The sequence below is a fragment of the Terriglobus sp. 2YAB30_2 genome (genome assembly GCF_052114765.1).
Classification (GTDB): domain Bacteria; phylum Acidobacteriota; class Terriglobia; order Terriglobales; family Acidobacteriaceae; genus Terriglobus.
On record NZ_JBFRFJ010000024.1, the window covers coordinates 18,994 to 40,957 of the forward strand.

Below are 21,964 nucleotides of genomic sequence, written 5' to 3' on the forward strand. Positions count from 1 at the left end.
TTCGTGGGGTACGTATGTTTCCACAATTCCTGACGTCAGGGAATTGTGAGACATGCCTGACCTGCGCTTTAAGAGAATCGACGCGGTGAAATGTTCGGGAAGCGCGGTGAGATTCCGCCACTGCCCCGCAACTGTAAGCGCACGTCACTCCTTGGAGCGTTACTCCAGGAGAGCGGCGATCAGCAGCCGGCTATTTCTCACTGTTCCTGAGGACGGGAAGGGAACGCCCAAGATATCTGCTGGAATGCGTAAAGTCAGGAGACCGGTTTCACTGTGACCAGCCAACGTTCCGAGGGGGAACGGAGGAGTCTTATGAGTATTCCTGCAGGCCGGCTGCGAGCGGCCATTCTAGCCATACTGTTATCTGCTTCCGCGGCACATGCTGTCGTTGTACGTGGTCGTGTGACCAATCAACTGGGCGCCGGCGTCAGTGGAGCGCGATTGCAGCTCTTGCTCGGCAATAGTGTCGTCGCTAACGGCGTGAGTGGACCTGAGGGCGAATATGAGCTGCGTACCTCAGAAGGCGGGCGCTTTCTGCTGCTGACCTCCAGCCAGGGTTTTGCAACGACACCATCACGCAGCTTTTACGGCGGACGGCTGGACCTCGTACAGCAGGATGTCACGCTGCGTCTCGATGAGCGCAAGGATGAGATCACGGTGACCGCCACCGGTCTGCCGACAACGCTTTCCCAGACCAGTTCTTCCGTAAGCCTGATTCAGCCGGACTCTCTGTGGCCTCGTTATGGTGTCAGTGAAGAGCTTCGTTTGATGCCCGGAGTGCAGATCGTTCAGAGCGGACAGATGGGCGGACAGACCTCGCAGTTCGTGCGAGGCGGCCAGTCGGATGGCAACCGTGTCACCATCGACGGTATTCCGGCTGAAGATATGGGAGGCCGTTTCGATTACGGCAACCTGGCGAGCTTTGTGCTAGATACCATCGAAGTCCATCGTGGTCCGGACAGCGTTACGGTCGGGTCTGGCGCGACGGCAAGCGCCGTGCGCCTGGTTACGCAGCAGGGAACATCGATTCATCCTGTCCTGCGATACACCGGAGATGCCGGAAATTTTCACACCTGGCGGAATGAGGGAGACCTCAGCGGCTCCGCACGTAAGCTCGATTACCTGCTCGGTTTTTCGCGCGTAGATTCTTCGAATGCTCTCCCCGGGAACCGCTATCACAATGCGACTTCCGCGGCGAACCTCGGCTTTGTGCTCAATGCGAAGACCTCGCTGCGCTTTACGCTGCGCAATACGGATGCCGCAGTGGGTGTGCCCAATGCGCATGATTTCTACGGCGTCTCCGACAACGCCAAGCAGGCCGATCAGATCCTAATCTCCGGCGCGTCTCTGGATTATCAGGCAACCAGCGCGTGGCACAACCTGGTCCGCTATGGTGTCACGCGTAAACGGGAACAGTTGTTCCAGTTCTCTCCTGTCGGCACTCCGATTACGAGCTTTGGCTTCACGACCTACTACGGTCGTCCGGTGACGATCACTGGAGCGAATGGATATTCGGTGAGCGGCCAGGCGGCGATGGATTTTGGTCTCGCCTATCCCACGCGTTCTGACCAGGTGAGTAACCGCGACCAGCTCTACTATCAGACCGACTATCGCTTCTCGCAGCACCTGGCGGTCCTGGGCGCCTTCCGCTACGAGGACGAGCGCGGCATCTACAAGAACTCAGCCTATGGCACGTTCAATAAGGCCGATCGTGGCAACTATGGCTATACCCTTCAGATGCAGGGTGACTTTGCCAGCCGTGTCTTCTACTCTCTCGGCGGAGAGCTCGAGAAGAACGCGCTCTTTGGTCTGGAAGGTGTGCCAAAGCTGGGCATCGCCTGGTACCCCATCGCTCCTGGAAACGGATTCGCGCGCGGCACGAAGCTGCGTTTCAACTTCTCCAAAGGTGTGCAGGAACCAACCCTGACCGAGCAGTTCTCTTCGCTCTATTCGTTGTTGCTCAGCTCCGGGAATTCGGCAGCGATCAACACCTATCACGTCACTCCGATGAATGCGTTGCGTTCGCGGAGTTATGAGGGAGGTTTGGAGCAGAGCCTGCTGAGCCAGCGCGGAATCGTGAAGCTCGGATACTTCCATACGCAGTTCGATCGGCAGATCGAGTATGTAGACGCGGGTACGCTGATCAATATCTTCGGCATCCCATCGGGCATTGCGTATTCCATCTTCGGTGCTGATCTAAACTCACTGGCCTATCGCGCACAGGGACTCGAAGCAGAGAGTGAATGGCGGCTGACGAAGCACTGGTTTGCACGCGGAGGATATACGTATCTCGATGCCAACGTGCAGCGTTCGCTTTCGGGGGATGCGGTCTCGGGTGGACTGGCGACGACGAATCCGAACTTCCCGGGAATCGCGATTGGAAGCACCTCGCCGCTGGTGGGGCAGCGACCATTCCGGCGTCCTACACACGCGGGCTTCTTCGCCGTGCAGTGGACGGCAAGCAAGTGGTCCGCAGCGCTGAAAGGTGGTCTGGTTGGCCGCAGCGATGATTCGACGTTTCTTTCATACTCCGACATCAACAGCGGAAATACCCTGTTGCTGCCGAATAAGAATCTCGACTATGCCTATCAACGTCTGGACGCGAATATCGCGTATCAGTGGAAGCCGAGCATGTCGATCTTTACGCAACTCGATAATCTGACAAGCCAGCAGCGTACGGGACCGATCGGTTATCCGGGACTTCCGTTTACGTTCCGTGCCGGCATCAAGCTGAGACTGGTGCGGGAGTAAGACGGCATAGATCAACAAAACGAACATAAAAAGCCCTTCCATCCGGAAGGGCTTTTATGTTGGGGAGGTAGAGGCCTTAGCGAATACGGTACACGACACCGACGCTGATAGAGTACGGGGTAAAAGTCAGATCCGGGCTTCTGCCGCCGCCTGAGATTCGGATGTGCTGATAGTCGAATTCTGCGCGGGCAGCGAACTTGTTGACGACGGGAACGTCAAAGCCGCCGCCAAGAATGTAAGAAGATCCTGAGTCATTGATACCAGAGGGTTTTTGCTTCACGCTGCCGATGCCCATATCGGCAACGGCATAGGGACGCAGGTGAAAGACAACAGGCAGGCGGACATCCAATCCGGCGCCAAAGAATGGCTCATTGACCACTGCACCGGTCGAAGCCCTATACCGGATGTTGACGCCCGGCTGAAACATTCCGAAATACCGGAACATGTAGTCTCCGCCAACCGTGTAGACGTTATTCCTGACGGGGCCGAAGTCTGTGCGTGCGCGCCCATAGGTGAAAAATGCATCGAGGTCACCACCGCGTTTTCTGCCGGCTGGGATGGCTTGTGCATTGGCGGGGAAAGAGGAAACAGCAAAAATCGAGATAACGGCTAGTACAGCTACAGCTAGCTTCGTTCGAACGTGCATTGAAGGACTCCGAAAAAAAGACGAATTTGGTCCAACGAACAGGGACAGCAGGTTAGAGATTCGTATGCAGTTGAAAATTCACTCCTGCGTACGATGCCCTAACAAGGCTGGGGGGCTGCTTTGGAGCTCAACGGTCGGATAGCAGGGGGCAGGCTGAAATCAGCCCGTAGGGACCTGCTGCGTCTATTGGAAGAGATTTTTCCTTGGAGCGCAAGAATAAAGTATTGAAAAATAGGGGTTCTCTTGCGCTGCATGAGACGGGAACGCAGGTGTTGAAGCGTACAACGGCTATTTTTTTAGCGGAACAGTTTGTTCATCGAACCGTAATACAGGTATGCTGAATGTACACAACAACAGCAACATAAGACGGAGACGACTTTGTACATGTCAGCCGCAATCATCGCATTCCGGGAATATCCCGGCGCTTGTCTGGCCCCTCAGGCCGGCATGACGGCGTGCTGTTGTTATTAGGGACCCCGTTCCTCTTCACACGCGAAAAAACGTAGCAAAAGTCAGTTAACGCATCAACAGACCCCAAACGTAGTCGTTTCACTACTTCAGGAGCCAGTCATGCGCATTACCCGCTTCTTCCGAAGCATCGTTGCATCTCTCTTTGTGTTGTTGACGGTGTCTCTGTCGGCACAGACCTTCCGCGGTGGTATCGCCGGAACGATTCTGGACAGCACCGGCGCAGTTGTTCCGCACGCCAAGATCACACTGCTCGGCCAGGACACCGGCATGAACCGTGAGACCGAGTCCACCGGCGACGGAACCTATTCTTTCCAGGACCTTCCGCTCGGCAAGTACACGGTGACGATCACCGCTGCCGGTTTCTCGGACACGAAGATCACAGACATCGCTACTCGCCCAGGCGAGGTGTACGCCCTGTCTCCCAAGCTCTCGGTAGCCACCAACAATCTGGTGGTCGAGGTAAATGCGGCGGATGTTGCGGTTGATACAGTCTCTTCGACCAATACCGCTGTGGTAAACGAGAAGGCCGTTGCCAACATTCCTCTTAACGGACGTGACTTTACCCAGTTGATCAAGATTACTCCTGGCGTCAACGGTGCCGGTTCCCTGAATGGCGCCCGTACGAACCAGAACAACTGGCAGATCGACGGCGTCGATAACAACGACATCTGGCACAACTCGCAGGGTGCGAACCAGGGTGGTGTTTCTGGTATCGCTGGTGTGACGCTTCCCATCGAAGCCATCGATCAGTTCTCCGTCCAGTCACAGGGCAACGCCGAAGTAGGGCGTAACGGCGGCGGCCTGGTTAACATGGTGGTCAAGAGCGGAACGAACAAGTTCCATGGCAGCGCCTACTACTATCTCCGCAATGAGTTTTTCGCAGCGAAGAGTCAGATGCTTGCGACAACGGCTCGTAAGCCGAAGATTCGTAACAATCAGTGGGGCGGGTCACTAGGAGGTCCGGTCCTTCATGACAAGCTCTTCTTCTTCGTCGACTATGAGCGCCAGAAATATGTGATCGGCGCCAGCGGTTCGGCAACCGAACCCACAGACCAATGGGTCGCGAAAGCAACCACGTTGCTCAACAATCACAGTGTTGCTGTAAGCCAGACCTCTCTCAATTTGTTGAGCGCACTTTGGCCTCTTGGTAATAAACCAGGTGCGGCGACCACCAACAACTTTACCGATGCTCGTCCGCAGAGCGGCTACAGCGACAATGCAGTCGGCAAAGTGGATTGGAACATCAACTCGAAACAGACACTCTCGGTACGTGCTTTTATCGGTTCGGGCCGTCAGTTGGGTAACGCCGGTGTCAATATCTGGGAGTATTATCAGGTCGCTCCGGATCACGTTCACAACTACGCCATCACGCACAACTGGATGCTGTCGAATCATCTCTCGAATCAGGCTCTGGTCGGTATCAACTACTTCGGACAGACCTTCAACGACAATGTTCACAACCAGAACATTCCTGCCCTGGGCCTGAACACTGGCGTTACCAATTCATCCCTTTTCGGCGCTCCCAGCATCACTATCACTAACTTCGATCAGGTCGGTGTTACACCCCCATTGGGCCGTCAGGACTACACGGGGCATATCACTGACACGGCGACGTTGGTCTGGGGTAAGCACCAGTTCCGTTTCGGTGGTGAGTTCCGCCGGAACTATATGAACCTGCTCTATCAGCGCAACGTTCGTGGTGTCTTCTCCTACAATGGAACCGCTTCGGGTACGCTGAATGCCAACACGAAGGGTGATTACTCTACAGATAGCTCCCTTGAGTCCGCTGCATCGGACTTCTCGGTTCGCTCGCTCGCTGACTTCCTGGCCGGTTATGCCGCCAGCGGCAGCATCGTTCGCGGCGTTTTGCAGCGTGATGTTTTCGTCAATCAGTGGGATATCTTCGCCCAGGATCAGTATCAGATCAGCCCAGCCCTGACGCTGAATTATGGCGTCCGTTGGGATTACTCCGGACCGGTCTATTCAACGAACGGCACCTTCTCTAACTTCAATCCGAACGCCACCAACGGTTACTCGATCGTCGGTCAGGACATCTCCACGTTGTATCCGCGCCGCTATACCAATGTTTCGCCTCGCTTTGGCTTCAGCTCGAAGCTGACGGACAAGCTGGTAGTTCGTGGAACATACGGCCTGTTTTTCGATCTGCCTAACCTGAACGGTTTCTTCGACAACCGTCCCGGCAATGGCGCTTCGGTTGGTGTCCAGGCAAATAACGCTGGTCCGAATCCTGTGTTTACCGTCTCGAATTCGTCTCCATTCCGCATCGTTACCAACACGGATCCATTGCCGAGCTCCCCGAGCGCTGGTGCAGTCTTCGGCGTCTCTACGGTCTCGCAGAACTTCAAAAACGCTTACCTGCAGAACTTCAACCTGAACACCGAGTACCAGTTGAGCCGCAACACTGTCTTGCAGGTCGGCTACGTTGGTTCGGTGGGCCGTCACCTGTTCAACCTGCGCGACATCAACCAGGCGGCGCAGAATACGGGCAAGAGCACGGTCCAGAGCACCCGTCCGTACTACTCGAAGTTCCCAACGTTTGCTGCTATCAACCAGTATGAATCGAGCGCCGGGTCGAACTACAACTCGCTTCAGGGATCGATCCGTACCAGCGGATTCCATGGCATCACGGCGCAGGGGTCGTATACCTACGGTCACAGCTTCGACAATGTCTCCGGAACCCGCGGTTTTGCTCCGCAGGATTCACGTAACCTCGCCGCCGAATACAGCAGCGCGGACTTCGATGTGCGCCACACGTTCAATGGCTACATCGTTTACGAGATTCCCACATTCAGCAATAACCTGAAGGCTCTTACGTCGGGATGGGAGGTCAACAGCTTCATGACCTTCTTCACGGGCAAGCCGTTGAATCCGAAGACCAGCGTCAATAACAGCGGTACTGGCGAGTTCCAGGATCGTGTGGACAAGGTTGCCGACCCCTACACCAGCGATCGTACGGTGACGCGTGCCAGCGCCTCCGCCGGTGCCTATGTGCAGTGGTTCTCCAAGTCCGCTTATGCAGCTCCGGCTGCCGGGACCTATAGCGCCACGCAGAGAAACTCGGTACGTGGCCCGGGTCTTGGAACGGTCGATGCCTCGTTGGTGAAGAACACCGCGCTGTACGAGGGTGTCAAGCTTCAGCTCCGTGCGGAGATGTTCAACATCTTCAATCGTCTGAACCTCGCGGCTCCGAGCGGTAGCTTCACCTCGGGCAACTTCGGCCGCTCGACCACAACCGTCGGCGACGCTGCCGGTGCACCTGGCATCGGTTCGGGCGAGCCCTTCAACGTGCAGTTCGCTGCGAAGATCATCTTCTAACACTGCAATTATCAACAAGTTGCGAAGGGCCGGAGGATTCTCCGGCCCTTCGTACGTTTGTATCTTTTTCTCTATCTCACGCGTCTTATAACCCGCAGGAGGTTCGCTATGCGTTGGTTACGATTCGCGCTGATGGGTGTATTGACCGCTACCGCGGTCGCACAGGTGGAAGGTCCGGTCTCAACCTCGGCCCTGGTGCGCGTTGAGGATAAGCGTGGGCCGGAAGCTCCGCATATCGACATCTCTCAGGTCAAGGTGAAGTTCGGTGATGATGATCGCCGTGTCACGGCGTGGAATCCTGTTCTTAGCGGGTCGGGGCATGGGCAGGGAACAGGTGTGGAGCTGGCAATTCTGATCGATGATGGTCTGCAGAGCAGCTTCGGGCGCATGCTCGGCGATATCCAGAGCTTTATTCAAGCTCTGCCTCAGGATGTCGCGGTGACGGTCGGCTACATGCAGAACGGCCGTGTCGTTACGCCGCAGGGATTTACTACCGAACATGATATGGCTGCCAAAGCGATTCGTCTGACACAGGGACTTCCTGGAGCAAGTGCAAGCCCCTACTTCTGTCTCTCGGACTTCGTAAAGAACTGGCAGCCCAATGGCAAGGCGCATGTCGTTCTGATGATCACCAGCGGCGTCGATCCCTATAACGGCAGCACGAGCCCACTGAACCAGAGCAGTCCGTATGTGGATGCAGCCAAGAGCGATGCGCAACGTGCGGGTGTCGCGGTTTATTCCATCTACTTCACCGGAGCGGCAATGCGCGGCATGCAGGCGTCTTTCAGCGGCCAGAACTACCTAACGGACGTCGCGGCTGCCACTGGCGGAACGGCCTACTATCTCGGGACAGGAGACCCGCCCAGCTTCAGCCCGTTCCTTAAGCGGTTTAGTGATGCGCTTTACGATACCTATCGCGTGGAGTTCGAAGGCGGAGGAAAGGGTCTACAACGGTTCAAGGTGTCGGTTGAGGGAACCAAGGTCGCCGGCCCAATGATGGTGGAGGCTTCACCGCGATAGAGTATTTCCCCTGTAGGTGTTGTGTAGGGATTCCCTATCTATGGGCGTTTTCCGCAATGAAAACGCCGCCGCACACCTCTTCCGGGATACCCAGCAACAGGGAAAATACTCTAAGACAACGATGAGGGCAACAAATGGTCTTTGCCACCAAACGGTGGTTCATTCTCCCGGACACAGTAGTCTAAGGAGACTGGAGTTCTCCTTTTTGACCGCAGATATGACCATGAAAGCCCTTGTTGTCGACAGCTTTGAAACCGGAGCATTCCGGATCGCCGAAGTCCCTCAACCCCAGATTGGTGACCATGACGTACTGGTACGTGTTCATGCCAGCGGCGTAAACCCAATCGACAGCAAGATCCGTACCGGCAAGGCTCCGCACGGCGGGATGACCGCTCCGTGCATCCTGGGCACAGATATGGCCGGTGTGGTGGAGGCTGTAGGTATCGGTGTCTCTGAGTTCGAAGTTGGCGACGAGGTGTACGGTCTTGCCGGCGGAGCCGGTGGCATCCAGGGATCGCTGGCGGAGTACATGGCCGTCGATGCCGACCTGATTGCTCCGAAGCCGAAAAGCCTGAGCATGCGCGAGGCTGGGACTCTACCTCTGGTCTCGCTTACCGCGTATGAAGGTCTCGCAGACCGCGCGCAGGTGCAGGCTGGTGATCGTGTCCTCGTCACCGGCGGCGCAGGTGGCGTCGGTCATATCGTTGTGCAGATGGCAGTCTCCGCGGGCGCGGAGGTCTTTGCGACCGTCTCAGAGTCCAAGGCTGAGATTGTTCGAGGCTATGGCGCAACGCCCATCGATCGCGATGAGCCGGTGGATCAGTATGTGCAGCGCCACACAGGCGGTGTGGGATTCGATGTCGGCTATGACACGGTCGGTGGCAAACCCCTGGACGACTGTATGGCAGCGATTCGTAATTATGGCCGAGTGGCCAGTTGCTATGGATGGGGAGCACACGATCTAAAAGCACTCTCGCGTCACGGCGCCAGCTACTCAGGCGTCTTTGTCCTGTTGCCTCTGATTACTGGAGAGCGTCGGAGCCACCATGGATGGATATTGCGCGAAGTAGCTCGCATGGTAGAGCGGGGGAAACTCCGCCCCATCGTCGATGAGCGTCGCTTTACTTTCGAGACCGCGCTCGAAGCGCATGAACTTGTCGAGAGCGGTCAGGCGAACGGAAAGATTGTGATTGATGTCGTTTAGAAGGTTTTGCTCGACCCAAAGATATGCGGCCGAAATGAGTGGAAGAAAGTCGATTGATTACTAAACGCAGCTTTTGAGTGGCACATGGTTGTGCTTATTTCGGGTGCCCCACCCCTCGCAACGCTAGGGTGGGTTCGATGGCACGGGACTCTAAACGACGAGAGGAATGTTGTAACTCGACCACTGCCACATTTCGGGCAAAGGAACGAGCCCTCGTACGACAGGGTTGTTATGCATGTAGTCGAGCTTTTCTCGAATCTTCGCCGTAGTGAGAACGTTGAAGTCGTAATAGCGGGGTAAGCAGAATGGTTTCTGCGGAGAGCGCTTTGCGACTGAGACTTTAAGGGCTTGAATGAAGGTCCAGAGAGCTACTTCTTCTTTTTCTTTGGGAATGGCAATCAGCAGGTGGACATGCTCTGGCATGATGACATAGCCGATGACCTCAACCTGGTACTTCTGACTGGCAGACCGCAGGGTCTCCAAAAATAGATCCTTTGCCGCAACGGTTCCTAAATACGGACGCCGACCATCGCAACTAAAGGTCACGAAATGAACCTCAGCTGTATGACGGGCAAGTCCTAATGGCATGAGGAGATTGTAGGTTAACCGCGCTGATTGCCATCGAACCCACCCTAGCGTTGCGAGGGTGGGGCACCCGGTATAGAGAGGCTTTCTCGTTGGTTTTCCTCCGAGATGGTGATGTCGATGACAGATAAAAGCAGAAAGGCCCCGGAAACCGGGGCCTTTCTGTGCCTTTGCGCCAAAGGCGCGATTCGCCGTCCGCGCAGGACCTAGTACATGCCGTCCATGCCGCCGCCGTGGCTGTGGCCACCGGCAGCCGCAGCAGCCTTCTCGGGGATCTCGGAGATCAGAGCCTCGGTGGTCAGCAGCAGGCCGCTGATGGAAGCAGCGTTCTGCAGGGCGGTGCGGGTTACCTTGGTCGGATCGATGACGCCGGCAGCAACCAGGTCCTCGAAGACGCCTGTGGCTGCGTTGTAACCCTGGTTGTCCTTGCCTTCCAGGATCTTGCCGACAACCACTGCACCCTCTTCGCCGGCGTTGCCGACGATCTGGCGCAGGGGCTCTTCGATGGCGCGACGGATGATGGTGGCGCCGATCTTCTCATCGCCTTCGAGGGTCTTGATCAGAGCGTCGACATCTTTGGCGCAGCGAACCAGAGCGACGCCGCCGCCCGGAACGATGCCTTCTTCAACGGCAGCGCGGGTTGCATGCATTGCGTCCTCAACGCGAGCCTTCTTCTCCTTCATCTCGGTCTCGGTAGCAGCACCGACCTTGATGACGGCAACGCCGCCAACTAGCTTGGCAAGGCGCTCCTGCAGCTTCTCGCGGTCGTAATCGGAGGTGGTCTTCTCGACCTGCGCACGGATCTCACGTACACGGCCTTCGATCTCGGTGTCCTTACCAGCGCCGTCGACGATGGTGGTGTTGTCCTTGTCGATGGTCACGCGCTTGGCGGTGCCCAGATCCTCGAGCTTCACGCTCTCGAGCTTGATGCCGAGGTCTTCGGTGATGGCGCGGCCACCGGTCAGGATGGCGATGTCGCCCAGCATGGCCTTGCGGCGGTCACCGAAGCCAGGCGCCTTGACGGCGGCGACGTTCAGCGTGCCACGCAGCTTGTTGACGACCAGGGTCGCCAGGGCCTCACCGTCGACGTCCTCTGCGATGATGAGCAGCGGCTTGCCGGTACGGGCAATCTGCTCCAGCAGGGGCAGCAGGTCCTTCATTGTGGAGATCTTCTTCTCGTAGATCAGGATGTAGGGGTTCTCGAGAACGGCTTCCATGCGCTCCGCATCGGTGACGAAGTAGGGCGACAGGTAACCGCGGTCGAACTGCATGCCCTCAACGACGTCGAGCTGTGTCTCCATGGTCTTGGACTCTTCCACGGTGATCACGCCATCCTTGCCAACCTTCTGCATGGCGGCAGCGATGATGGAGCCGATCTGCGAGTCGGAGTTGGCCGAGATGGTGCCGACCTGGGCGATCATGTCGCCGGAGACCGGCTTGGAGAGCTTGGCTAGAGCGCCGCCCTCAACCGAGCCGTCTTCCTTGCGCTTGCCCACGATGGTCTCGACAGCCTTGTCGATGCCGCGCTTCAGAGCAGTAGGATTCGCGCCGGCGGCAACGGTCTTCACGCCCTCGCGATAGATAGCCTGCGCCAGAACCGTGGCGGTGGTGGTGCCGTCACCGGCAACGTCCGAGGTCTTCGAGGCCACTTCCTTCACGAGCTGGGCGCCGACGTTCTCGATCGGATCCTTGAGCTCGATCTCCTTGGCAACTGTCACGCCGTCCTTGGTGATGGTCGGAGAGCCGAACTTCTTCTCGATAACAACGTTGCGGCCCTTGGGGCCCAGGGTGACCTTCACTGCGTCGGCCAGCGTGTTCACGCCGCGCAGAATGGCCTGGCGGGAGTCTTCACCGTGCAGGATTTGCTTTGCCATATTTCTTTTCCTCTAGTTCGTTAGCCCGCAGAACGGGCGAGATAGGATTTCGTCCATGCCCGACGATGGGGCAGGGGATACGAATCGGTTGTGAGGATTTACTTGACGATGCCGAGGACTTCTTCCTCGCGCATAATCAGGAACTCTTCTCCGTCGAGCTTGATCTCGGTGCCGGAGTACTTGCCGAAGAGGATCTTGTTACCCACCTTCACATCGAGCGGGAAGACCTTGCCCTCATCGTTCGACTTGCCCTTGCCCACTGCGATAACCTCGCCCTGCGAGGGCTTTTCCTTCGCTGAATCGGGGATGATGATGCCGCCGCGCAGAGTCTCACCCTCTTCTACGCGCTTGACCAGAATGCGGTCATGCAGCGGAGTAAACGTCGTCGATGCCATGTGTTGACTTCTCCTTGGAATGGTTGGTCCGGCGGAATTAGCACTCACGCCTTCCGATTGCTAACGATATGCAAATGGGAAAGCGAAGTCAAGTTGTGGAGATTAAATATGAGTGAAACGCGCTCATATTACTTCAGCATTCTTGCTGGGAGCTATCGAACGATATCCTCCCCCGTCTTATGGGGGCGGAAGTACAATAACGTCAGCTTTTTGAGGGGCTCCAGGATGCGGTTTGCAGGTGTTGTAGTGTTGGCGGCGGTAATGGCGGTTACGGGCGTGAGCGGAGCCCAGGACAACCATGATGATCGACATGGGCGTAAGTACAAGGCGCCGCCGGAGACCTCGCGTATTGAAGTTCTGGTGGTGAAGGACTTCAACGGCAAGCCGATTCAGAATGCGGCCGTGATCTTCCGTCCCATGGAAGACGGTCAGCCGAACGGAAGCTATGAGGTGAAGACCGGACCCGACGGTAAGGCGACGATCGATGTTATTCCGCGCGGAGCGACCGTAGTGCTGCAGGTGCTAGCGACCGGGTTTGCCAGCTATGCCAAGGAGTACCAGGTAGCAGAGGCGAATAAGGCGATCGAGGTACGCGTTATTCGGCCGCGGGAGCAGGTCTCTGCGTATCAGGACCACGGCGACAAGGAGTCGCAGCGTAAGGCTGGCGTACAGGAAGCGAACCGGCCGAAGGACAGTAAGACGAACAATACTCCGGACAACAAGACGAACAATACCTCGTCGCCGAAGTAATCATGATGTTCTCGAACGGGCCGCCTGTGGGCGGCCCATTTGCTTTGTTGCGAAGTTTCGGGGTCCCCAGCGAACTTGTTCGCAGGGGTGAAGTTTTGGCTGTTTGCGCCGTTTTCCGCGAAGAAACGGCATTCGCAGATTTTCCAAACCTACAGTTTTAGGAGAAATGCTCTAATTCCGGCATGGGTCTGCTTTCAGGGAAGCGAGCGCTGGTCACCGGGGGCGCCAGAAGAATCGGTCGTGCGATCGCGTTGGAGCTGGCGCGTGCGGGTGCGGATGTAACCATCACCTACCGGGAGTCTGCTGCCGAGGCCGAGCGTGTGGTCTCGGAGATCAAGGCGTTGAGTGTTGCGGCCTATGCCATCTCCTGCGAATTACGTCTGCCGCAGAGCGTGCGGGAGGCGGTGCATCGGGCGGCGGAGACGATGGGCGGGTTGGACCTACTGGTAAATAATGCGGGCCGCTTTGAAACGGCAGCCCTTGAGCACCTTACAGTCGAGCAATGGGACGCCATGGCAGAGACCAATACGCGTGGACCATTTCTGGTAGCCCAGGCGGCGTTTCCATATCTGAAAGCCAGTCGTGGACGCATCGTGAACATCGGCTCCATGGGAGGTCTGCATCCCTGGGCGACGCACGCGCATTACTGCACCTCCAAGGCGGCGCTGCACATGCTGAGTCAGACGATGGCCAAGGCCTGGGCTCCGGAGATCAGTGTGAATTGTGTCGCGCCGGGAATGATTGTCTTCGGCGAGGTGGAGGCTGAGTATCAGCATTTCGCCGAACGTACCCCGATGAAGCGCAACGGGAGCGCTGAAGAGGTAGCCGCCGCGGTGCTCTTCTTCGCGACTGGACCGCATTTCATTACCGGGCAGCTAATCAGCGTCGACGGGGGACTGTCGCTGTAAAGACGAGTTGCTAGAGCAATTCTCCTAATACTGTGGTGTTGGAGAAATCTGCGAATGCCGTTTTCTTCGAAGGAAAACGGCGCAAACTGCAAACGCTTCGCTCTACACCTTTAGGAGAACTGCTCTAGTTGCTGGTTCCTGGTTGCTAGTTGGATCGAAAAATTCGGTCGAGCCGATACTCTCGTTGCCCCATTCTTCGCAGCTTTATCGCGAAGGGTGGGGTTCCCGGCGAACTTGTTCGCTGGGGTGGTCACCCGAAGCGTGAGTGGAAAATTCGAGCTATGCTCGGACCGCCTTTCGTCCGTCATGTCGAAGCGGACCCGGAGATCAAACCAATTCGATCTGCGCTCGAACATCCCACCCATTGCTATTCACCCCAGCGAACAGGTTCGCCGGGGACCCCGGTACGCAATGGATGGGGCACCCAGTTTGGTGACCAAATCAGCGTTCTAGCGGCGGAGCAGTTTATCGAACCAGGACTTCTTCGGCTGCAGATCCCCATAGATGCCGATTGGTTCCGGCTGCTCTCCCAACGGCTTTCCGTAGAAGATGCGCCTTGGGTTCTCGATGCAGAGGCGGCGGGCAGTCTCAGCGCCGTACATCTCCTCAATGGCATCAGTTGCCTGACGCATCTTTGGCGGGCGGCTGGAGACGTTATGTGCGTCCGTCGCGATGATATGAACCCAGTGATCCGCAAGCATGCGGGAGGCCAGGGCCTGCGCCAGGCGGCCGAAGCGGCCGATCACGGAACCTGCCGTGACCTGGACCAGAAGGCCCCCGCGGATCCAGTTCTTCATCCGGTCCGGGTTGCGCTGTAGCGTGGCGTTGCGCTCCGGGTGTGTAAGGATCGGCGTCAGGCCGGCGAGCTGGAGCTGGTAGAAGGTCTCGGTCAGACCGACGGGAATGCCTTCATCGGGAAGCTCCACCAGGAGATATCCGTTGCCATTGATGCTGTATTTGGCAGGATTCACCTTGGCGTCTTCGATGTTGTCGTACGTCATGTGGAAGTCGCAGCCGAGTCCGAAGGTGATCTTGTCGCCATCGCCGCTGCGATTCAGCTCCTGCTTGATATCGTTCAGGCGCGCGTTGTTGATCTCCGGATCGAAACGATACCGGTGATTGGCATGTGGCGTACACACAATGTGAGTAATGCCATCTTCGATGGCCATGCGCGTCATGTTGAGCGAATCTTCCAGCGTTCGCGCACCATCGTCGAGACCATAGAGCAGATGATGATGAAGATCGATCATTCTGAAGTGCTTAGCCTATCATCTGGCGGCAAGCGCCGACACCATGTTCTGGAACAGTTTCAAGCCATCGGCAGAGCCGAGCATCGCCTCGCTGGAGCGATCCGGATGCGGCATCAGACCGAGTACATTGCGGCCTTCCGAGAGGATGCCGGCAATGTTCTTCAGGGAGCCGTTGGGATTTGCTTCAGGTATGACCTGGCCTTCGGGAGTGGCGTAACGGAAGGCGATGCGATTCTGCTTTTCAAGCTGAGCCAGCGTGGCCTCATCGCAAAAGTAATTGCCTTCCATGTGGCCGACCGGCATCTGTAACACCTCTCCCTGGGAGAGGGAAGCGGTAAACGGGGAGTCGGTCGTCTCTGTCCGCAGGTGAACCTGTTTGCAGATGTACTTCAGGCCGGCGTTGCGCATCAGTGCGCCTGGCAGCAGACCGCTCTCGGTCAGAATCTGGAAGCCGTTGCAGATGCCCATCACCAGCCCGCCGTTCGCCGCGAACTTCTTCACGGCGCCCATCACTGGGGCGAAGTGGGCGATGGCTCCGGTGCGGAGGTAGTCGCCATAAGCGAAGCCCCCCGGCACAAGGATGGCATCGCAGCCCTGCAGATCGGTCGACTCATGCCACAGGAAGGTGACCGGCTGATGCGCGACGGTGTCGAGCACGTTGTAGGTATCGTGGTCGCAGTTGGATCCGGGGAAGACGAGGACACCAAACTTCATGGCTTGATTGTAGCCGTTTCGGAGAATTTCTTTGCAGAAGAGGAAGGTGTGCGGCTATAAGTTGTATATACAACTTCATGTCACAGGAGTCATCATGCGCAAATTTCTTCTCGTCGTCCTGCTTCTTGCCGGTTGGGGAAGCGTGCATTCCCAGACACCCATGAAACCCACCTGCGTTCTGGTGAGCCTCACCGTTAAGCCGGAGATGCGGTCGAAGGTGGCGCCCGTCATGCAGCAGGAGGTGATGGATACCGTCCAGGCTTATCTCGACGGCAAGATCCTGCAGTGGTATTCGCGTGCCGATGGCACCGGCGTCGTCTTTCTGCTGAATGCCACCAGTGTGGACGATGCCAAGGGCATCATGGGCGCGCTGCCCCTGGATAAGGCCGGCCTTGTCGATCTCCAGTTCACACCCCTGGCGCCGCTGCAGCCACTCAAGCGGCTGCTAGGGGCAAAGCAGTGACAACTCTTCCAGAGCTTCCATGTGCCTGCATGTCTGCCCGTCGTCTGGCGAGAATGTTGACGCGCCTGTATGCCGAGGAGATGGCGGGACACATGGAGCCGGCACAGTTCGGTCTGCTGCAAATGATGGAGCATATGCCGCTTTGCACCCAGGCCGGTCTTGCCCATGCTCTGTGCATGGATAAAACCACCGTCTCCCGCGACATCGCTGTGATGAAGAAACGCAACTGGGTAGAGGGGGGACGCGGCGGACTGCGCGTCACCCCCCTTGGCCGCCGGCTTTTGGCCGACGCGATGCCGCATTGGCAGCGGGCGCAAAAACGTCTCCGCAAGGCTTTAGGTGACGAGGGTTGGCAGGCACTGTTTGCCGCAATGCGCGCCGCCGGAGCATTTTCCCTGTAGGTGCAGGTGTAGGGCTTCCGCATCTATGGGCGTTTTTCCCCAATGAAAACGCCGCTGCACGTCTCTTCCGGAATGCCCGGCAACAGGGAAAATGCTCTAATTACGAGGCTTCAGCATAGGCTGCCCGAATAGCCCCGGCCAGACGATTGCTATCGGCATACTTCGGCTTGAGTTCGGCAGTTAGCGTGGATGTCACTTCTTCCAGAGATTTTCCTTGCCGCTTGAGCGCCGCGGTGCGATCACGCACGGTGGTCAGCAGCGACTGATATCCGGTGATGTAGCCGGCATCTCCAATCGGTCCATGACTGGGAACAACGATGGCCGGTTTCAGGGAAGCAAAGGTCTGCAGGCTGGCCAGCCACTGCTTCACGCTGGAGTCGGGGCCGGCAAATGACGGCATCCCCTTCATGGCAACATCGCCGGAAAACAGGACCCGATCGGCAGGTACCCAGACTGCGGTGTCGCCACGGGTATGGTTTGGCCCCATCGCCAGAATGCGGACAGCAACACCGCCCAGGTCGAGGTCGTACGATTTGTCGAAATGAATGTCGGCAGTGCGGAAATTTGCTCCGGTTAGCAGCTCGGCATTGACGGTGCTGCGGGCGATGAAGGTGTTGGCCATGCTCAGGCCATACTGGGCGATGTCCTTCTCCTGGTCGGCTGAGCGGATCATCTTCGTCTGCGGCGGGAAGGCTTCGGCGCCGAGATCGTGTTCGGGATGCACATGCGTGGTGACGAGATAGATCTGGTGTCCGGGCGCCAGCTTCTGGGCTTCGGCAACGACGACCTTGCCGTTTCGCGGCCCCATCCCGGTGTCGATCACCAGGACTCCACGGGAACCTACGACGAAGCCGATGTTCGGCACGCCCGGAGTCGTGTCTTTGTCTTCAATCGCATAGGTATGAGCGGTCAGCTTCCGCGTCTCGCCGCTGGGGATCATCGGCGGCTTGGGTGCGGCCTGCTGTGCTGCGGCTAAGGAACCGGCGACGGACAGGACGATGTGCAGGGAAAGGGAAAAGGGCTTCACGGTGGCACACTCCTGGAACCAAGCGATGCCTGCCATGATAGCCCTTGCTATCGACTAGCTGTCCTTGCGGTAGAGCAGGTTCTTCATGGAAGAACGCCGGGCCTCGTTGACCTCGGCCTCGTACCGGACTTGATCGGCGTCCTTCGGGGCCTGTTTGGCGGCAGCTTCTTCCAGCTCGAATGCAGTACAGGTTGGGCAGTGGTTCGCGAAGCCGGGCTTGTCAGGCTTCAGTTCGAATTCTTCCTCACAGAGGGCACAGATTTTTTTCGGCAAGGCCATAACGACATCCATGCTAGAGCATTTTTCCTGTTGATGGGTATCCCGGGAGGAGCGTGCAGCGGCGTTTTCATTGCGGAAAACGCCCATAGATGCACAAGCCCTGCTCTACACCTACAGGAAAAATGCTAATGGACGTTTGAGCGGTGGAAAGGTTGACCCCGTTATTTTGTGGTCCTAATCCTCTACCGGAACGTAGACACAGTATCCCCGCGGAGGCGCGGGAAACTCCGCCTGGCCCTCCTCGTCCGTATAGCGTTCGTCCGGGTGGGCGATGTCGTGCCCGTCCCAGGCAAGGGGGCGGAACTTCTGGTTCGGCCAGCGAGTCTTAACCTGTGTTCCGGACCATTTGTCTCCGAGATTGTTCAGGACGTAGACCAGCCCCTGCTGTTGTTCGAAGCCCCCGCGCTGCAGGATGTAAAGATCCGGATCCGCGTGCAGAATGGAGGCATCACCGCCGGCGTACCGGTGATGCACGTCGATCAGAGCATCGATTCCATTGGGGGTCTGTGGTCTTGCCAGGCCGTGGTTGAAGTAGTCGTACCAGAAGATGCAGGGGTAGCCCTCATTGACCAGGATGAATGAGTAGGCCAGCATCTTGTCGTTGATGATCTCGCCGCCACCCATGTCGTGGTTGTCAACGAAGGTCACAGCATTGAATGGGCGTTTGGTAACGACGGCTCCGTCGTCAGTCAGGTTCCGAAGATCGTACTGCAGCGTGTCACACAGATCCTTGAGCTTGTACCGCAAAGGGAAGTCAAATGCGGCAATCTGTGAGTCAGTGTGGCGGTTTACCCGTTCCAGCCACCCGCCGATTTCTTCCTTCGACGACCAGTGTTCGCCTACGACAAACGGGACGAAGTCTTTGCCATCGCGCTCATAGCGATACTTCGCCAGCAGCCCGATCATCCACGGCTCATAGCCCTTGACGAAGTCGAAGCGAAAGCCGTCAAACTTCAACTCTTCAATGAGCAGGCGGGAGTACTCGTACATGGCCTCATAGACCCGCGGATTGCGATGACACAGGTGAGGGAAGCCGGCGAAGTTCTCGCCCTCCATCATTACCTGCTCATAACGGGAGGGATGAAAGCAGTTCCAGTCTCGAGGAAATTTACCCGACTTCGGGGTGAACTTCGTCCATCGCTTCTGTCCATCCAGCGGATTTAGCTCCTCTCCGTCGGCGCCGGAGTTGTGATTGATCACCATATCGGCATAGGCTCCGATCTTGTGGTCATGGATGGTCTTGATCAAAGCCTCCAGTTCGGCGCGGTTGCCGTACAGTGTCTTGACGCCGCCCTTCTGGTCGAAGTCTCCAAGGTCAAAGTAGTCATAGGGGTCATAACCGTTCGACTTGATGTCCGCGGCTTTTGAGATCGGAGGAAGCCAAAGCGCATTGATGCCCGAGTCCGCAAGCTGCGGTGTAAGTTCTCTGAGGTGATTCCACCATTCGCCGGCCTTGTTTTCATGGATCGGGGCGTCCCAGTAAAAAGCCTGCATCATGACGGCCATATCGCGTTCTCCAGGGGAAGATGGTGCATGCGCTGTGCTGTAGTCTTATGTGCTTGATGGCGCATCCAAAGTGTTTGGATGCCGATTTCTTCGGAGGGCTGCTTTGACCGGCTTTGATCGCGAGAATGCACTAAAGACGGCCGGCGGAGCCTTGGTGGCGTGGTGGCGCGCCACGACACTCGATGCACTGATCGTGGGTGCGTTGTGGTGGCTTGGACTTACCCTCATCGGTGTCCCACTGGCTCCGCTGTGGGGCATGCTCGGCGGGCTGCTGCAGTTCATTCCCAACTTCGGTCCTGTACTTGGCGTCTGCGGTCCTGCGCTGGCGCTCCTGTTTACCGATAAGGACTGGTACAGCTACTGCTGGCTGCTGGGCCTCTATGGCGCGATCGCGGCCATAGACGGTCTGCTGATTCAACCCTATCTGCTGAAGCGGACGGCGCGTGTTCCCTGGTGGGCAGCCTTCTTCGGGCCGATTGTGCTGGGCATCATCATCCCCTTCTGGGGAGTCTTGCTGGCCCCGCCACTGCTGGCCATTATCTATGCGTTTCGGAAGCCCAAGGTAAATTAGTGTGGCTAGAGCGATCAGCCGTTTGCATGCCTTCGTTGACTCATTCTTCGCGGTTTTATCGCGAAGGGTGGGGGATCAGCGGAGCGAGACCGGTTTCTTTTTTAGAAAGTACAAATCCTTCAAGTGTTTCGAAGAAACGGTCGCGCATAGCGCGATACCCTGTTCTTTCGCTTACCAGCGAAGGAACGGGGCAACGAGAAAGTCGACTCTCCTATTATTTGCTGCCTAGCTGGCTAACCTTTGCGTTTCGATTCGCGAATGCGCCGGATCTCCTCCATGCGCTGCGCGAGTAGCTTTTCACGGCCATCCTGCGTGGGATGGTAGTAGCGGCGGTTCGCGAGAGACGGAGGCAGGCAATCCATATCGGCCACCTTGCCTTCGATGTCGTGGGCGTACTGATAATCCTTCCCATAATCGAGTGACTTCAGCAGCGAGGTGGGAGCATTGCGAAGGTGCAGCGGCACAGGCTCCGCGGCCGTGCGCTGGATATCCTGCTGGATCGCACCCCATGCGGTGTAGACCGCATTCGACTTCGGCGCCAGGGCGAGGTAGGTCACGGCCTGGGCGAGCGCGAGCTCTCCTTCCGGAGAACCGAGGAAGTGCATGGCATCGCGCGCCGAAAGGCAGAGATTGAGCGCCTCCGGCGCCGCCAGGCCGATATCTTCTACGGCCATCCGAACCACTCTGCGAGCCACATACATGGGGTCTTCGCCGGCGGCGAGCATCCGGCCAAGCCAGTACAGAGAGGCATCGGCGTCGGAGTTCCGCACCGACTTGTGCAGCGCCGAGATCAGATCGTAGTGCTGTTCGCCGCTCTTGTCATAGAGCAGCACGCGCTGCTGCAGAGCATCGGTGACCAGCGATTCTGTCAGCGCGTTCTGTTTACGCGAGACCGCCAGCTTGGCGGCGACCTCCAGCGCATTCAGCGCATACCGTGCGTCTCCGCTGGAGTAGCTGGCAAGTGTGGCCATGGCAGCTTCGTCCGCGGTCAAACCCAGCTTGCCGAGGCCCCGCTCTTCATCGCGCAACGCACGGTGCAGCAGGCTGATAATTTGCGGCTGCGTGAGCTGCTGCAGGGTGTAGACGCGGCAACGGGAGAGCAGCGCGGCATTAATTTCAAAGGAGGGGTTCTCGGTCGTCGCTCCGATCAGGCGAATAGAGCCGCGCTCGACATAGGGCAGAAAGGCGTCCTGCTGTGCCTTGTTGAAGCGATGAATCTCGTCGATGAACAGGATGGTGCGCGAACCCATCTGCGCGGCTTTCTCCGCGTCGGCCATCACCTGCTTGATCTCCTTGATGCCGGAGAGCACTGCCGAAAACTCGATAAAGGTGGCCTGCGTTACGCGCGCGATGATCTTTGCCAGGGTCGTCTTACCGACTCCCGGCGGCCCCCACAGAATGATGGAGGCGGCATCGTCCTGTTCGATCTGGGTGCGCAGCGGCTTGCCGGGGGCAAGCAGGTGTTCCTGCCCGGTGAATTCATCCAGCGTGCGCGGCCGCATCCGTTCAGCCAGCGGAGCACGTGACGTGCCGGTATCCCGCACCATCGGCGATACATCAAAGAGTCCCATCGTTGGAGTATTTTCCCTGTAGGTGTAGTGTAGGGCTTCCGCATCTATGGGCGTTTTCCGCAATGAAAACGCCGCGGTACTCTTTTTCCGGGACACCTGTGATGTTTCAAGAGGTTGTTGTCCATCCGTTTGTATCTGGAGATTCTGTTTGTGACGAGCAAATAGAAGTTTCCGGAGGAACGGATGGACTATCACTATCATGCCCGATTGACGGTGCATGGTCGAAGAGCGATGTGTGTAGC

At 57.5% G+C, this 21,964-nt stretch carries 19 protein-coding genes and 1 riboswitch; of the genes, 9 read left to right on the plus strand and 10 right to left on the minus strand.

Annotation, left to right across the window (positions count from 1 at the left end; all coding sequences use genetic code 11):
* Positions 1-71 precede the first annotated feature (71 nt).
* A riboswitch (cobalamin riboswitch) is annotated at positions 72-285 on the plus strand.
* Positions 286-312: 27 nt separating this feature from the next.
* Positions 313-2,751 carry a TonB-dependent receptor gene (locus tag AB4Y89_RS22825; protein WP_442303248.1) on the plus strand — a complete coding sequence of 813 codons (2,439 nt, stop codon included), beginning with the start codon at positions 313-315 and terminating at the stop codon, positions 2,749-2,751.
* 76 nt (positions 2,752-2,827) lie between these two features.
* Here AB4Y89_RS22825 and AB4Y89_RS22830 read toward each other — a convergent pair whose 3' ends face one another.
* On the minus strand, positions 2,828-3,397 hold the full coding sequence (locus AB4Y89_RS22830) for an outer membrane beta-barrel protein (RefSeq protein WP_442303249.1): 570 nt from the start codon (positions 3,395-3,397) through the stop codon (positions 2,828-2,830).
* Positions 3,398-3,967: 570 nt separating this feature from the next.
* On the opposite strand from AB4Y89_RS22830, the gene AB4Y89_RS22835 reads away from it, so the two are divergent.
* From AB4Y89_RS22835 to AB4Y89_RS22845, 3 genes are all read left to right on the plus strand, one after another.
* Positions 3,968-7,204, plus strand: coding sequence for a TonB-dependent receptor domain-containing protein (locus AB4Y89_RS22835; protein ID WP_442303250.1), 3,237 nt, complete (start codon positions 3,968-3,970; stop codon positions 7,202-7,204).
* 108 nt (positions 7,205-7,312) lie between these two features.
* Positions 7,313-8,224 carry a hypothetical protein gene (locus AB4Y89_RS22840; protein WP_442303251.1) on the plus strand — a complete coding sequence of 304 codons (912 nt, stop codon included), beginning with the start codon at positions 7,313-7,315 and terminating at the stop codon, positions 8,222-8,224.
* 223 nt (positions 8,225-8,447) lie between these two features.
* Complete coding sequence (locus tag AB4Y89_RS22845; protein WP_442303252.1) at positions 8,448-9,428, plus strand: zinc-dependent alcohol dehydrogenase family protein; 981 nt, start codon at positions 8,448-8,450, stop codon at positions 9,426-9,428.
* Positions 9,429-9,578: 150 nt separating this feature from the next.
* Here the strand turns inward: AB4Y89_RS22845 and AB4Y89_RS22850 are convergent, their stop codons facing one another.
* The 3 genes from AB4Y89_RS22850 to AB4Y89_RS22860 form a co-directional block, all read right to left on the minus strand.
* Entirely contained in the window at positions 9,579-10,016 is a 438-nt protein-coding gene (locus AB4Y89_RS22850; protein WP_442303253.1) for an REP-associated tyrosine transposase, read from the minus strand.
* A gap of 203 nt (positions 10,017-10,219) precedes the next feature.
* Positions 10,220-11,887, minus strand: coding sequence for a chaperonin GroEL (groL, locus tag AB4Y89_RS22855; RefSeq protein WP_442303254.1), 1,668 nt, complete (start codon positions 11,885-11,887; stop codon positions 10,220-10,222).
* Between the two features lie 98 nt (positions 11,888-11,985).
* On the minus strand, positions 11,986-12,282 hold the full coding sequence (locus AB4Y89_RS22860) for a co-chaperone GroES (protein ID WP_442303255.1): 297 nt from the start codon (positions 12,280-12,282) through the stop codon (positions 11,986-11,988).
* A 225-nt stretch (positions 12,283-12,507) separates the two neighbouring features.
* On the opposite strand from AB4Y89_RS22860, the gene AB4Y89_RS22865 reads away from it, so the two are divergent.
* Both AB4Y89_RS22865 and AB4Y89_RS22870 read left to right on the plus strand, forming a co-directional pair.
* Entirely contained in the window at positions 12,508-13,032 is a 525-nt protein-coding gene (locus tag AB4Y89_RS22865) for a carboxypeptidase-like regulatory domain-containing protein (protein WP_442303256.1), read from the plus strand.
* Between the two features lie 182 nt (positions 13,033-13,214).
* Positions 13,215-13,940 (plus strand): SDR family NAD(P)-dependent oxidoreductase, encoded by a 726-nt coding sequence (locus AB4Y89_RS22870; RefSeq protein ID WP_442303257.1) that lies wholly within the window; start codon positions 13,215-13,217, stop codon positions 13,938-13,940.
* Between the two features lie 449 nt (positions 13,941-14,389).
* On the opposite strand, the gene AB4Y89_RS22875 is transcribed toward AB4Y89_RS22870, so the two are convergent.
* Together AB4Y89_RS22875 and purQ are read right to left on the minus strand one after the other, a co-directional pair.
* A complete protein-coding gene (locus tag AB4Y89_RS22875; RefSeq protein ID WP_442303258.1) occupies positions 14,390-15,190 on the minus strand; it encodes a tyrosine-protein phosphatase in 801 nt (266 codons plus the stop codon).
* Positions 15,191-15,208: 18 nt separating this feature from the next.
* On the minus strand, positions 15,209-15,904 hold the full coding sequence (purQ, locus tag AB4Y89_RS22880) for a phosphoribosylformylglycinamidine synthase subunit PurQ (RefSeq protein ID WP_442303259.1): 696 nt from the start codon (positions 15,902-15,904) through the stop codon (positions 15,209-15,211).
* A gap of 94 nt (positions 15,905-15,998) precedes the next feature.
* Here purQ and AB4Y89_RS22885 point away from each other — a divergent pair, with 94 nt between their 5' ends.
* Positions 15,999-16,367, plus strand: coding sequence for a hypothetical protein (locus tag AB4Y89_RS22885; protein WP_442303260.1), 369 nt, complete (start codon positions 15,999-16,001; stop codon positions 16,365-16,367).
* 29 nt (positions 16,368-16,396) lie between these two features.
* The gene (locus tag AB4Y89_RS22890) at positions 16,397-16,768 is read left to right on the plus strand and encodes a MarR family winged helix-turn-helix transcriptional regulator (RefSeq protein ID WP_442303261.1); all 372 of its coding nucleotides are present in this window, start codon (positions 16,397-16,399) and stop codon (positions 16,766-16,768) included.
* A 100-nt stretch (positions 16,769-16,868) separates the two neighbouring features.
* Here the strand turns inward: AB4Y89_RS22890 and AB4Y89_RS22895 are convergent, their stop codons facing one another.
* The 3 genes from AB4Y89_RS22895 to AB4Y89_RS22905 all read right to left on the minus strand — a co-directional run bounded on the left by AB4Y89_RS22895 (position 16,869) and on the right by AB4Y89_RS22905 (position 19,580).
* Positions 16,869-17,831, minus strand: coding sequence for an MBL fold metallo-hydrolase (locus AB4Y89_RS22895; RefSeq protein WP_442303262.1), 963 nt, complete (start codon positions 17,829-17,831; stop codon positions 16,869-16,871).
* A gap of 18 nt (positions 17,832-17,849) precedes the next feature.
* Positions 17,850-18,161 carry a hypothetical protein gene (locus AB4Y89_RS22900; protein ID WP_442303263.1) on the minus strand — a complete coding sequence of 104 codons (312 nt, stop codon included), beginning with the start codon at positions 18,159-18,161 and terminating at the stop codon, positions 17,850-17,852.
* A gap of 87 nt (positions 18,162-18,248) precedes the next feature.
* A complete protein-coding gene (locus tag AB4Y89_RS22905; RefSeq protein ID WP_442303264.1) occupies positions 18,249-19,580 on the minus strand; it encodes an alpha-amylase domain-containing protein in 1,332 nt (443 codons plus the stop codon).
* A 103-nt stretch (positions 19,581-19,683) separates the two neighbouring features.
* Here AB4Y89_RS22905 and AB4Y89_RS22910 point away from each other — a divergent pair, with 103 nt between their 5' ends.
* Positions 19,684-20,151: an AI-2E family transporter gene (locus AB4Y89_RS22910; RefSeq protein WP_442303265.1), complete on the plus strand. Its 468-nt coding sequence runs from the start codon at positions 19,684-19,686 to the stop codon at positions 20,149-20,151.
* Between the two features lie 233 nt (positions 20,152-20,384).
* Here the strand turns inward: AB4Y89_RS22910 and AB4Y89_RS22915 are convergent, their stop codons facing one another.
* Positions 20,385-21,722, minus strand: a complete 1,338-nt coding sequence (locus AB4Y89_RS22915) for a replication-associated recombination protein A (RefSeq protein WP_442303266.1) — start codon at positions 21,720-21,722, stop codon at positions 20,385-20,387.
* Positions 21,723-21,964 lie beyond the last annotated feature (242 nt).

Coding starts and splice junctions, on each gene's coding strand:
- AB4Y89_RS22825 (WP_442303248.1), top strand. CDS start 313: ATGAGTATTCCTGCAGGCCGGCTGCGAGCGGCCATTCTAGCCATACTG.
- AB4Y89_RS22830 (WP_442303249.1), bottom strand. CDS start 3,397: ATGCACGTTCGAACGAAGCTAGCTGTAGCTGTACTAGCCGTTATCTCG.
- AB4Y89_RS22835 (WP_442303250.1), top strand. CDS start 3,968: ATGCGCATTACCCGCTTCTTCCGAAGCATCGTTGCATCTCTCTTTGTG.
- AB4Y89_RS22840 (WP_442303251.1), top strand. CDS start 7,313: ATGCGTTGGTTACGATTCGCGCTGATGGGTGTATTGACCGCTACCGCG.
- AB4Y89_RS22845 (WP_442303252.1), top strand. CDS start 8,448: ATGAAAGCCCTTGTTGTCGACAGCTTTGAAACCGGAGCATTCCGGATC.
- AB4Y89_RS22850 (WP_442303253.1), bottom strand. CDS start 10,016: ATGCCATTAGGACTTGCCCGTCATACAGCTGAGGTTCATTTCGTGACC.
- groL (WP_442303254.1), bottom strand. CDS start 11,887: ATGGCAAAGCAAATCCTGCACGGTGAAGACTCCCGCCAGGCCATTCTG.
- AB4Y89_RS22860 (WP_442303255.1), bottom strand. CDS start 12,282: ATGGCATCGACGACGTTTACTCCGCTGCATGACCGCATTCTGGTCAAG.
- AB4Y89_RS22865 (WP_442303256.1), top strand. CDS start 12,508: ATGCGGTTTGCAGGTGTTGTAGTGTTGGCGGCGGTAATGGCGGTTACG.
- AB4Y89_RS22870 (WP_442303257.1), top strand. CDS start 13,215: ATGGGTCTGCTTTCAGGGAAGCGAGCGCTGGTCACCGGGGGCGCCAGA.
- AB4Y89_RS22875 (WP_442303258.1), bottom strand. CDS start 15,190: ATGATCGATCTTCATCATCATCTGCTCTATGGTCTCGACGATGGTGCG.
- purQ (WP_442303259.1), bottom strand. CDS start 15,904: ATGAAGTTTGGTGTCCTCGTCTTCCCCGGATCCAACTGCGACCACGAT.
- AB4Y89_RS22885 (WP_442303260.1), top strand. CDS start 15,999: ATGCGCAAATTTCTTCTCGTCGTCCTGCTTCTTGCCGGTTGGGGAAGC.
- AB4Y89_RS22890 (WP_442303261.1), top strand. CDS start 16,397: ATGTCTGCCCGTCGTCTGGCGAGAATGTTGACGCGCCTGTATGCCGAG.
- AB4Y89_RS22895 (WP_442303262.1), bottom strand. CDS start 17,831: ATGGCAGGCATCGCTTGGTTCCAGGAGTGTGCCACCGTGAAGCCCTTT.
- AB4Y89_RS22900 (WP_442303263.1), bottom strand. CDS start 18,161: ATGGGCGTTTTCCGCAATGAAAACGCCGCTGCACGCTCCTCCCGGGAT.
- AB4Y89_RS22905 (WP_442303264.1), bottom strand. CDS start 19,580: ATGGCCGTCATGATGCAGGCTTTTTACTGGGACGCCCCGATCCATGAA.
- AB4Y89_RS22915 (WP_442303266.1), bottom strand. CDS start 21,722: ATGGGACTCTTTGATGTATCGCCGATGGTGCGGGATACCGGCACGTCA.